The following is an 11,851-nucleotide window of genomic DNA, read 5'->3' as shown; positions in this document are numbered from 1 at the left end:
TTCGACGACCTTTTCATCGTCAACCCCGGCTGGCTTTCGGGCGGCTGGACGAACGGCAACGCCCACGTCGGCCGGCCCGTTGCCGAGGATTTTCGCTACAGCTCCGAGACCAACGACCGGTGGCTCACCGTGAGCGACCTCCGTGCGATCGTGAATCTCCATGAGTCAACGGATGAATCGACCGATGATACCGTACGCGCGGCAATCGGTTAGCGACGACGACGTCGAAGCAGTGATCGAAGTCCTGCGCTCCGATTGGCTCACCACCGGACCCAAGACCGAAGCCTTCGAAACCGCTTTCGCCGATTCCGTGGGCGCGCGCCATGCGGTCGCGGTGTCGAGCGGGACCGCGGCGCTCCACACCGCGATGTACGCGGCCGGCGTCGGCCCGGGAGACGAGGTGATCGTTCCGGCGATAACCTTCGTCGCCACGGCCAACGCGGCGGTCTATCAAGGCGCCACGCCGGTGTTCGCCGACCTCCGACCCGACACCTTGCTCGTCGATCCCGCTTCGGTCGAAAAGAAAATCACCTCCCGGACCAAGGCGATCGTCGGCGTCGATTACGCCGGCCAGCCGTGCGACTACGACGCGCTCGGCCGGATCGCGCGCCGCAACCGGCTGACGCTGATCGCCGACGCCTGCCATGCGCTCGGCGCCGAATACGGTGGAAAGAAGGTCGGCGGCCTCGCCGATCTGACCGTCTTCAGCTTCCATCCGGTGAAGCATATCACCACCGGCGAAGGCGGCATGGTGACGACCGCGGACCGCGGCATGGCGGCGCTGATGCGCCGGTTTAGAAATCACGGCGTCACGACGAATCATCACGAGAGAAACCGCAAGGACACCTGGTACTACGAGATGGAAGACATCGGCTACAACTATCGCATCACCGACTTCCAGTGCGCGCTGGGCTTGAGCCAGCTCGCCCGGCTCCCCGCTCAAATCGCGGCGCGGCGATCCATCGCAAAACGTTACGACGAGGCGTTCGCGGCCTTGCCGGCCGTCCGGCCGCTCGCCGTCTCCGAGAACGCCGCCCACGCGTACCATCTCTACGTGGTTGCGCTGCAATCCGGCCGCTGGGACGGGAGCCGCGACCGGTTGTTCGTTCATCTCAGAAAACGCGGCATCGGCGTCAACGTGCACTACCTGCCGGTTTATCTGCACCCTTACTACCGGCGCCGCTTCGGCTACGGCAAGGGACAATGCCCGGTGGCGGAAAAAGCCTACGAGGAGATTTTAAGCCTGCCGATATATCCCGCGATGACGGGCGCTGAAGTGGAGCAGGTGATCGAAGCCGTTTACGAGGAGGTTCAGCGTCATGCAGCTTAGCCAAAGCGAAGTGTTCGCCAGCTCGGAATGCGACCGGTGGTTCGCGCGGAATAAATCGGCCTTGGAGCAGATCGACCTCGGCAACGACTTTCCGCTCAAGGTGATGGAACTTTATCGCTTGCGGCCGCGACGCGTGCTGGAGATCGCCGCCGCGAACGGCTACCGGCTGGCGGCCATCGCCCGGCGTACCGGCGCCGAGGCCGTGGCCGTGGAGCTTTCCGCCGAGGCGGTTTCCGACGGCAAAGCCAAATTTCCCGAAGTCGAGTTCGTGCACGCCGCCGCCCACGCCATTCCTCTGGACGAGCCGTTCGATCTCGTCATCGTCAACGGCCTCTTTTACATCGTCGATCGGACCCAGCTTCTCCGTTCCATCGCCGAAATCGACCGCCTCGTGGCCGACGGCGGCTTTTTGATTCTCGGCGATTTCCTGCCGGCCAATTTGCTGAAAATCCGCTACCACCACGTTCCCGAGGGAGAGGTTTACAGCTACAAGCAAGACTACTCGGCGGCGTTCGTGGCGTCGGGGTTGTACCACCCGGTTTCTCTGCTCACGGGGGATTCTCATTCGCGGGACTTGAATCCGGAGGCGCGGGAGAACGACCGGTTTTGCGTCTGGCTGTTGCGCAAGATGCTCCACGACCACTACGCGGAGTCTTCGCTCGGCCGCTGATGAAGGAACTTCGCTTATGAATCCGGCGACTGCTACGAACGGCGGCTATCGGTTGGAGCCGCATCCTGAATTCGGATTTTTTCAGATCAAGCCGACGCCGAGCCTCGACGAGATCCTGCGCTATTACGCCGACGAGTTTTATTCCAGCGGCTATCCCAAGTTGAACGACTCCGGAATAGACGTCCAGCTTCGCGACAAGGAATTCTATGACGGGCAGCGGAGCGACCTCTGCGCCAACATCGCCGAGATCGCCGGACGCTCTCTCGGCGGCATGACGGTTCTCGACGTCGGCTGCGGTTGGGGGCAGGCGCTGCTCTTCTTTCAATCGCAGGGCATGCTCGGCTACGGCTTCGATCCCGTGCCCGAGGCGGCGGCGTACGCGCAAAAGCTCGGCTTGCGCGTGGTCCGGGCGGGCATGGAAACGATGGACGTCTTCGACGGGCGGCGCTTCGACGTCGTCACGCTCATGAACGTGCTCGAGCACCTCGCCGACCCGGTCTCGGTTCTAGGCGAGATCCGCGAAAAAATTTTGGCCCCCGGCGGCATTCTCGCGATCGACGTGCCGAACGAGTTCAACGCCTTCCAGTTGTGCGCGCAGAAGGTCCACGGGCTCGATCCCTGGTGGATCGCGCCGCCGGCGCATCTCAATTACTTCAGCGGCCCGACGCTCAAGTCGCTGCTGGCCGGCGTCGGCTACCGCGTCGAGCGGATGGAATCTTCGTTTCCGATCGAGATGTTTTTGCTTTTCGGCCACAACTACGTCGGCGACAGCGCCCTGGGGAGAAAATGCCACGAGCAGCGGATGGCCTTCGAACTGAATCTCAGGCGCCATGGCGCGGAGAAAGTCTTGCGGGAATTCTACCGGGCTCTGGCCGAGCTGAATCTCGGTCGTCAGATCGTCGCTTACGCTAAAAATCCCGGATGAGGTCATGAGACTCACGAACATCGGCGGCGCCACGGCCATCCTCGAGCACGACGGCAAGCGCATGCTGTTCGATCCGTGGCTCGACGACGGCATCTTCCACGGCGCGTGGTATCACTATCCGCCGCTCGAAGTGTCCATCGAAGACCTCGGGCGCTTCGATTACGTCTACATCTCGCACGTCCACGAAGACCACTGCGCGATCGGGACCATCGAACGTTTGAATCGCGACGCCGAGATCATCCTCATCGACCGCGAGCCGAACTTCGTCAAGAAGTTTCTCGATAACCACGGCCTGGCGTTCAAAAAAATTCACTTCGTCAAACCTTATCACCGAACAGCCATCGCGCCGGCTTTGACCGTCGCCATGCTGGAGGCCGATCCGGCGCACGAAGCCAATTATCTGATCGACTCCGCGCTGGCGCTCGATTGGGACGGCTTTGTCTTGTACAACGCGAACGACTGCCCGCCGTGTGAGGGCGCGCTGGCCTATCTTCAGCGGCATTATCCCAAGGTCAACGTCGCTCTGCTGCCTTACGCGGGCGGCTCCGGTTATCCGGCCTGCTTCACGAACCTGTCGCACGACAAAAAGCTCGCCGAGAAGCAGCGTATATATAAGGAGGGACTCAGGCGCTTCGTCGACGCGGTCCAGGCGCTGCAGCCGGACTACGCGATGCCGTTCGCCGACCAGTACGTCGTCGGCGGCTCGCGGTCTCATCTCAACCGCTACTTGCCGCATCCGCCGGACGGCGTCGTCGTCGTCGAAGCCTTGGAGAAGGTCGAGTTGGATGGCAGGGCGCTGCTTTTGAATTCCGGCCAAAGCTTCGATTTTTCGACGAGAAGAAAAACCCCCGACGAGCCTTACCGGCGCCACAGCGAGGAGGACCGGGAGCAGTATATTAAAAGCCGTCTGGCTGACAAGCGCTACGATCATGAGGCGTTCGCTCTCGATCATCGCGTGTCGCTCGGCCGCTTGATGCAGGGCGCGCGTGCGCGGCTCTGGAGAGCGCAGAAGCGCGAAGATTATTTTCCCTCGTTCACGTACTACATCGACGTTGCGGACCGGAACCAGCGTTTTTCGATCCGTCTGGATCAGGAAAAGCTCGCCGAAGAATCGTTGACCGGCCGTTGCGAGCCGCCGTATCTGCGTGTGTCCGCCCCGAGCACGCTGCTGGCGCTGCTCGCGCTCGGCCACGTTTCGTGGAACATCGCGGATGCCGCGCTGTTTTTAGATTACGAGCGCGTGCCGAACCATTATGATCCCAAGCTCCACGCTTCGCTCAATTATTTGATGATCTGAAGGCTGCGAAACTAATGCGTGAACTCACAACCAATACCGATCCGCTTGGTCTTCGCTTTCTTGTGATCGGCTGCGGCTCGATCGGCAAGCGCCACATCCGCAATTTGAAAACGCTTGGCGCGGGCGAGATCGCGGCTTTCGATTTGAAGCCCGAGCGGCTGAGCGAAGCCGGCTCTCTCGGCACGCGCGCGATCGGCGATCTGGCGGAGGCGTGGGCGTGGAAACCGGACGTCGCTCTCGTCACCGTGCCCAACAGCCTGCACCTGCCGCTCGCGCTCGAGGCCGCGCGTCACGACTGCCATCTGTTCATCGAGAAACCTTTGTCGCACCGGCTCGAGGGCGTGGACGATCTATTGAAAGCCGTGAGCGAGCGCCGGCTCGTGACCTTGGTAGGATGCAACATGCGCTTTCACCCGGGAATCAAAAAAATAAAAGCGCTCATCGACGAGGGCGCGGTCGGCCGCATCGTTGCCGCGCGCGTCGAAGGCGGCCAATACCTTCCCGACTGGCATCCCTGGGAGGATTATCGCGACGGCTACAGCGCGCGGAGCGATCTGGGCGGCGGCATTATATTAGACGGCGTGCACGAGATCGATTATCTCCGCTGGATTTTGGGCGAGGTCGGCGCGGTCGCCTGTTTTGCCGGACGGCTCGCCCGCCTGGAGATCGACACGGAGGACACGGCCGCCGTCCTGCTCCGCTTTCTGAGCGGCGCGATCGGCGAGGTGCACATGGATTACGTCCAGCGGGTGTACAGCCGCAACTGCCAGATCATCGGCGACGAGGGCACGATCCGCTGGGCCTACACGAGCGGCGACGTGTGCTGGTATTCCGCCGCCGCGCGCGATTGGGAAATCTTCCCCAACCCGCCCGAGTGGGAGGCGAATCAAATGTACCTCGACGAGATGCGCCACTTTCTCAAATGTCTGGCGCGGGAAGAAAAGCCGCTGGCCGACGTGCGCGAAGGCAAGCGCACGCTCCAGGTGGCCGTGGCGGCGAAAGCCTCTTCCGCCTGCGGCGAGATGATTCAGTTGGGAGATTGACGACGTGGAAAAACCGAAAACCGTTGCCATCGTCCAGGCGCGCATGGGATCGAGCCGTTGTCCGGGCAAGGTGCTGGCCGATATCGTCGGCCGCCCGATGCTGTGGCACTTGGTTCAAAGAGCGCGCCGGATTCGCGCCGTCGATCAAGTGGTCGTCGCGACCACGACACAGCCGGCCGACGACGCGATCGCGGAGTTCTGCGCCGAATATGAAATCACGAGCTTTCGCGGCAACGAGAGCGACGTGCTCGACCGCTATTATCAGGCGGCGAAAAATTTTTCCGCCGAAACGGTCGTGAGGATCACCGCCGATTGTCCGGTGCTCGATCCCGAGGTCGTCGATCGCGTCATGGATGTTTATCTGGCGGGCGGCTACGACTACGTGACCAACGGCCTGGTGTTCACCTATCCCGACGGCCTGGAGGTCGAAGTCTTCAGCTTCGCCGCTTTGGAGAAGACCTGGCGCGAGGCGCGGCGCGCGGCCGACCGCGAGCACGTTTCGATGTACATGCAGACCTCGGGCTTGTTTCGCGTGAAGAACGTCGAGAACGGCGTCGATCTCTCGCCGCGCAACCTCCGCTGGACGGTAGACGAGCCCGAAGATCTTGCATTCATCCGCGCCGTCTACGAGCGCCTGTGGTCCGAGCGGCGGCCGTTCTTCGGCCTCGCTGAAATCCTCAAGCTCCTCGACGCGGAACCGGAGCTTGAGGCCATCAACGGCGGATTCATCCGCAACGAGGGATACTACAAAACGCTGGCCCAAGAGCCGCCGAGCGCCCCGCACGAGCGGAGCGTCAAGATTTCTTATCAGTTGAAAGAAAAAGCCGATCGGCTGATCCCGTCGTGCACGCAGACCTTCAGCAAGGGGCCGACACAGTTCACGCAAGGGACGGCGCCGGTGTTTCTCGCGCGCGGCAAGGGCAGCCACGTCTGGGACGTGGACGGGAACGAGTACATCGACTACCCGATGGCGCTGGGGCCGATCATCCTTGGACACGATTATCCGGCCGTAAGCGAAGCCGTGATGCGCCAGATCAAGGACGGGACGACCTTTTCACTGCCCCATCCGCTGGAGCTCGAAGTCGCCGAGCTGCTCGTCGAAACGATTCCGTGCGCGGAGAAAGTCCGCTTCGGAAAGAACGGCTCGGACGCGACCACGGGGGCGGTGCGCGCGGCGCGCGCCTACACCGGGCGGGACTTGATCGCCTGCTCGGGCTACCATGGCTGGCAGGACTGGTTCATCGGCACGACGACGCGAAATCGCGGCGTGCCCAGAGCGGTGCAGGAGCTCACGCTGGCTTTTGAGTACAACAAGATCGAAACGCTCGAACGCATTTTCGCCGAACATCCCGGCCAAGTCGCCGCGGTCATCATGGAGCCGATCGGGGTGGCCCTGCCGCGCGACGATTTCTTGAAAAAGGTTCAGCAGCTCGCGCGCCGCGAAGGCGCCTTGTTGATCTTCGACGAAGTCGTCACCGGCTTTCGTCTCGCCCTCGGCGGCGCTCAGGACTTTCTCAAGGTGACGCCGGACCTCGCGTGCTTCGGCAAGGCGCTGGCCAACGGCTATCCGCTGTCCGCGATCGTCGGGCGGCGCGACATCATGGACCTCTTCGACGAGGTCTTTTTTTCCTTTACCTTCGGCGGCGAAGCTCTTTCTCTGGCCGCGGCCAAGGCGACGATCGTCGAGATGCGCGATAAAAACGTGATCGCCCATCTCTGGGAGCAGGGAAGGCGTCTCAAGGACGGCTATAACACGCTCGCCAAAAAATTCGCCGTCGCGGACTTCACCGAATGCGTCGGCCTGCCGCCGCGAAGCGCGGCCGTGTTTCGGGACAAGTCCGGCGCGGAATCGCTCCTGCTGAAAAGTATTTTCCAGCAGGAATGCCTGAAGCGGGGAGTTCTTTTCTCCGGCGGCCACAATCTCTGCTTCAGCCACAGCCTCGGCGACGTCGATCACACGCTCAGGGTCTATCGCACGGCGATGGAAATTTTAAAGCAAGCCGTGGAATCCGGGGACGCGGCGCGCTTTCTCCAAGGCGAGCCGGTGAAGCCGGTGTTTAGAGCGATGTAACCTATGAGATCGTTGGGACCGTTGATTCTCCGCGCGGACGCGACGCCGCAAATGGGCGCGGGCCACGTGATGCGCTGCCTCGCGCTGGCGCAGGCGTGGCGCGACCGCGGCGGCCGCGCGGTTTTCGCGCTCACCGCCGCCGGCGACGCGCTGGCGGCTCGGCTGGAGTCCGAAAAAATGGGCATCATCCGTCTTGGCGCCGAGCCGGGCAGCGTCGGCGACGCCGAGCAGACCGCCACGCTGGCGGCGCAAATCGGCGCCTCCTGGACGGTCGTCGACGGCTACCATTTTCATTCGAGCTATCATCGGGCGCTCAAAGCGGCCGGCATCCGGCTCCTTGCGATCGACGATTACGGCAGCGCAGAGCGCTGCTCGGCCGACGTCGTATTGAACCAGAATCTCCGCGCCGAGGAGGGCTGGTACCCCGACCGGGAACCTTACACCCGGCTCTTGCTCGGGACGAGCTACGTGCTGCTCCGGCGGGAATTTCTGTCCTGGCAGAGTTGGGAGCGCCGCGTGGCGAAAGAGGCGCGCCGGCTGCTCGTGACGCTCGGCGGCTCCGATTCGGGCCGCGCGATCGTCCAGGTGGCCGAAGGCCTGCGACAGTTATCGATAGATGATCTCGAAGCCGTCCTGGTCACTGGAGCGGAGAACGCTCATGCCGACGAATTGAAAGCGATCGTCGACGGCGCGCGCTTCTCGATCAGCCTCACGAAGAACGTCGTGGATACCTCGCCGCTGATGGCCTGGGCCGATGTGGCGATCATCGCCGCGGGCGGAACGCTGTGGGAGCTGCTTTACATGCAGAGCGCGGTGCTGAGTTACGCGAGGAATCCGTTTCAGGAAATGATCGTCGGCGAGCTCGACCGGCAAAGAACGGTCGTCGGGCTCGGCGATTTGGGCCGGGTCGCACCGGAACAGTTGGCGGCCGAAGTCGAAGCGACTTGCAGATCCGAGGCGGAGCGCAAGTCCATGGCCGCGTCGGGAAGAACGCTCGTCGACGGCAAAGGCGCCGCGCGGGTCGTCGCGGCGCTCGCCGAGAAGGGAGAATCGGTCGGATGGAAGAGCGCTTGCTCCTGAAGCCGGTAGCGCCCGAAGAGAAGGCCGCTTTTCTCAAGATGGCCGAGCGCCACTTCAAAGAACTCAATCCCGCGTTCGTTCCGATGGAGGATTGGCGGCGGCACTACTTTGAATCGATTCAAGCCAACGAGGCGATGTCGCTCCAGTGGATCCTGGTCGAGCACCGGCGCGCCGGATTCGTTCTCTTCGGCTTCGAAAGCCACCGTTTTCTGCCGCGCCAGACCGGCATGATCTACGAGCTGTACGTCGCGCCGGAATATCGCCGCCGCGGCGTCGGCGAGGCGAGCGCGCGACGCGCCGTGGAATTTTTGCACGAGCGTCGCGTGAGCAAAATTCAGTTGGAAGTGATGGAGGGCAACGAAAAGGCCGCCGCGCTGTGGAAGAAGCTCGGCTTCGCCAAAGTCTCTGAGCGATTCGTTTTGGGAGGCGCGGCATGAGAATCGCGATCATGCAGCCGACGTACCTGCCGTGGCTCGGCTATTTCGATTTGATGGACCAGGCGGACCTGTTCGTGCTTCTGGACAACGTCCAGTTCGCCAAGCAGACCTGGCAGCAGAGGAACCGGATCAAAAATTCCCAGGGGCTCGAATGGCTCTCCGTGCCGGTCGAGTTTCGCGGCCGCTTCGGCCAGACGATCGGCGAGGTCGAGATCCGCGAAGCCGAGTTCTGGAAGAAGCACGCGAGGAGCCTGGAGGTGAATTACGGCCGGGCCGAGCACTTCCGCCGATTTTTTCCCGAGCTTTTGTGGATCTTCAAGGAAAACGGCCCGTGGAGCCGGCTCGCCGATCTCAACGTCGCGCTGATGGAATGGCTCAAAAGCCTGCTCGACGTCAAGACGCCGATGGTGCGCGCGTCCGAGCTCGACGCCGAAGGCAAGCGCGCAGGCCGCGTCGCGTCGATTTGCCGGAGCGTCGGCGCGACGGAATATCTTTCTCCGATCGGCGCGGCGGGCTACGTCCTCGCCGAAATGGAGGAATTCTCCGAGCGCGGCATTCAAGTCCTCTTCCAAAATTATACGCATCCGGCGTACCGGCAGCTCTTTCCGCCTTTTTTGCCTTACGCTTCCGTCATCGATTGCATCTTCAACGAGGGAGCGCGAAGCGGCGAGATCATGCGCAGCGGCAGGGGAAATCCGTATCCGCCCGACGAGGTTCCGGTTCGGGTGGCGGAAAACCAGGTCGAAAATGACGCGCAAGTTTAAAATAGGCGAGCGTCCGGTCGGCGCGGGCGAGCCGGCCTACGTCATCGCCGAGCTTTCTGCCAATCATCGAAACCGATTCGAGGAGGCCGCGCGGCTGGTCGAAGCCGCCAAAGCGGCCGGCGCCGACGCGGTCAAGCTGCAAACGTATACTCCGGATACTCTGACGCTCCGCTCCGACAAAGAGCCTTTCCGCATTCGCGGCGGCACACTGTGGGACGGCCGGACGCTTTACGATCTTTATCGCGAGGCGTCGATGCCGTGGGAGTGGCAGCCGAAATTAAAAGATCTCGCCGGCGATCTCGGCCTGGACTTTTTTTCTTCCGCCTTCGATGCCACCGCGGTCGATTTTCTCGAAACGCTGGGCGTGCCGGTCCACAAAGTGGCCTCTTTGGAAATCGTCGATCTGCCGCTCGTAAAAAAAATGGCCGCGACCGGAAAGCCGCTGATCATTTCCACCGGCACGGCGACGCTGGAGGAGATCCGCGAAGCCGTCGAGACTGCCCGTGCCGCCGGCGCGGTGGACGTTGCGCTCCTAAAATGCACCAGCGCCTATCCGGCGCCGCCGGAAGAGATGAATCTCAGGACGATTCCACACCTCGCGCAAGCTTTTGAGGTTTCCGTTGGGCTTTCGGATCACACGCTGGGCATCGCCGTTCCCGTCGCCGCGGTGGCGCTGGGAGCGTCGATCGTGGAAAAACATTTTACGTTGTCGCGCTCGACACCGGGCCCTGACAGTGCCTTTTCGCTTGAACCTGACGAATTCAAAGCGATGGTCGCGGCGATTCGCACGGCGGAGAAATCTCTGGGCGAGGCCTGCTACGGCGCCGGGAAAGAGGAAGCGAAGAGCCTGGCCTATCGGCGCTCGCTGTTCGTGGTGCGCGACGTGAAGGCCGGCGAGCGATTGACGGAGCAAAACGTGCGCTCGATTCGGCCGGGCGGCGGGCTCCATCCGCGTTACTTGACTGACGTCGTCGGGCAGAGCGCGAAGCGAAATATTGAAGCGGGAACGCCGCTGTCGTGGGAGATGATAGGGGATTAGTGTGAGGATTTAAAACTTCGTGACCTTCGTAATACTATGCCTGAAAGTTTTCGCAGTCTGCGCAAATTTACCGGTCGCCCGTAGCTGTTAAAGGGCGGGGATTTGCTCGCGCCAAGACGCCAAGAACGCAAAGAATAAAAGAATAGAGGAATCCCCTTTCATCCCCCTTTGACAAAGGAGGAAAGAGGGGGATTTGAGGAACCTTGGCGCCCTTTGCGTCTTTGCGCGAGACATTTCGACTTTTGGTTGCGGCTCCGCCGCGCTAGGCTCTTCGTGGTGATAAATGTTTTACCACGAAGGACACGAAGCACACGAAGGAGAGGCAAAAATTGCCGCATTTTCATGGCACCGGCTTTGCACAACAATGACTTTGAATTTGTAATCTTGGGAGACTCATGAAAAAACCGCGTATTTTATTCGCTATCGGCGACATCGACTGGAAATACAGCCGTGGCAAATTTCGCCATCTCGTTAACCGAGTCGCCGCTCAAGGACCGTGGGAGGTGGGTGTCGCCAGTCACGATAAAGAAATCTGCGACGCGTTCGACGGCCAGGCCGAGACGTTTCATCTGCCGGTGAATTTTCCCACTCCGCTGCCGAAGCACGCCGCGGCCATGGGCGAGCTGATGATCCGCTACACATCGGACGTCATGTTCCCCAACAGCCGCTTCGCGGTTTGGAAGACGATGGCCACGGACGATTTCGTCGGCTGCTTCACTCCCTCGACCCATGCGCCGCTGCCGTTTCGTCCCGACGCGATCGTCTTTCCGCTCATGGGCATCGACAACAACACGGCCCCCGCATGCCATTTTTACACCGCGATCGCCAGAGAAGCTCACACCATGAACGTCCCCATGCTCGGCCTTGAAGTCACGCCGCTCGGGAACCGACAGAGCCTCGGCGCCTGCCTGGCCGATTATTACGGCCTGAAGAACGAATTCTCCCGCTCTTTTGTCGCGCGCCAGGAGCTGGCGCCGCCGGAGCGCGCGTTCGTCTTGCCGCCGCTGGAAACGTATTTGCTTACATGCCGGAACGACTCTCTGCTCGACGACTTTTTCCCGGTCGAGAACGGCGCGCGGGCGAGCCTCAATCTGCCTTCCGGCCACATCACGATCTTTATTCCGCACAACGTCGCCTTTGTTTTTGAAACACGCCGGATTCTCGCGAGCCTGAGCGCGGTGCGCTTTCCGGTCGC

Annotated in this window: 12 protein-coding genes; all 12 read left to right on the top strand. The window is 61.8% G+C overall.

The features are described from left to right. Positions 1–213: hypothetical protein (locus VGL70_11000; protein ID HEY3304049.1), on the top strand; the 213-nt coding region annotated here is incomplete at its 5' end. Further along, positions 173–1,330: a UDP-4-amino-4,6-dideoxy-N-acetyl-beta-L-altrosamine transaminase gene (gene pseC, locus VGL70_10995; protein ID HEY3304048.1), complete on the top strand. Its 1,158-nt coding sequence runs from the start codon at positions 173–175 to the stop codon at positions 1,328–1,330. The genes VGL70_11000 and pseC, both read left to right, overlap by 41 nt. Continuing rightward, a complete protein-coding gene (locus tag VGL70_10990; GenBank protein ID HEY3304047.1) occupies positions 1,320–2,000 on the top strand; it encodes a class I SAM-dependent methyltransferase in 681 nt (226 codons plus the stop codon). The genes pseC and VGL70_10990 overlap by 11 nt, the downstream gene beginning before the upstream one ends. A gap of 16 nt (positions 2,001–2,016) precedes the next feature. After that, the gene (locus VGL70_10985) at positions 2,017–2,925 is read left to right on the top strand and encodes a class I SAM-dependent methyltransferase (GenBank protein HEY3304046.1); all 909 of its coding nucleotides are present in this window, start codon (positions 2,017–2,019) and stop codon (positions 2,923–2,925) included. A gap of 4 nt (positions 2,926–2,929) precedes the next feature. Next, positions 2,930–4,222 (top strand): MBL fold metallo-hydrolase, encoded by a 1,293-nt coding sequence (locus tag VGL70_10980; GenBank protein ID HEY3304045.1) that lies wholly within the window; start codon positions 2,930–2,932, stop codon positions 4,220–4,222. 14 nt (positions 4,223–4,236) lie between these two features. After that, a complete protein-coding gene (locus VGL70_10975) occupies positions 4,237–5,265 on the top strand; it encodes a Gfo/Idh/MocA family oxidoreductase (GenBank protein ID HEY3304044.1) in 1,029 nt (342 codons plus the stop codon). A gap of 4 nt (positions 5,266–5,269) precedes the next feature. After that, positions 5,270–7,336: an aminotransferase class III-fold pyridoxal phosphate-dependent enzyme gene (locus tag VGL70_10970; GenBank protein ID HEY3304043.1), complete on the top strand. Its 2,067-nt coding sequence runs from the start codon at positions 5,270–5,272 to the stop codon at positions 7,334–7,336. 3 nt (positions 7,337–7,339) lie between these two features. Then, the gene (pseG, locus tag VGL70_10965; protein HEY3304042.1) at positions 7,340–8,416 is read left to right on the top strand and encodes a UDP-2,4-diacetamido-2,4,6-trideoxy-beta-L-altropyranose hydrolase; all 1,077 of its coding nucleotides are present in this window, start codon (positions 7,340–7,342) and stop codon (positions 8,414–8,416) included. After that, a complete protein-coding gene (locus VGL70_10960) occupies positions 8,395–8,853 on the top strand; it encodes a GNAT family N-acetyltransferase (protein HEY3304041.1) in 459 nt (152 codons plus the stop codon). Before pseG ends, VGL70_10960 begins: the two co-directional genes overlap by 22 nt. Then, on the top strand, positions 8,850–9,617 hold the full coding sequence (locus tag VGL70_10955; protein ID HEY3304040.1) for a WbqC family protein: 768 nt from the start codon (positions 8,850–8,852) through the stop codon (positions 9,615–9,617). Before VGL70_10960 ends, VGL70_10955 begins: the two co-directional genes overlap by 4 nt. Further along, positions 9,601–10,656 (top strand): pseudaminic acid synthase, encoded by a 1,056-nt coding sequence (gene pseI, locus VGL70_10950; protein HEY3304039.1) that lies wholly within the window; start codon positions 9,601–9,603, stop codon positions 10,654–10,656. The genes VGL70_10955 and pseI overlap by 17 nt, the downstream gene beginning before the upstream one ends. A 395-nt stretch (positions 10,657–11,051) precedes the next feature. Then, on the top strand, positions 11,052–11,851 hold an 800-nt coding region (locus VGL70_10945), incomplete at its 3' end, for a hypothetical protein (protein HEY3304038.1).

The organism is Candidatus Binatia bacterium (assembly GCA_036504975.1).
In the GTDB taxonomy this organism is placed as follows: domain Bacteria; phylum Desulfobacterota; class Binatia; order UBA9968; family UBA9968; genus JAJPJQ01.
The sequence above is the reverse complement of the archived record's forward strand: the minus strand, read 5'-3'. Positions and strand labels throughout refer to the sequence as shown.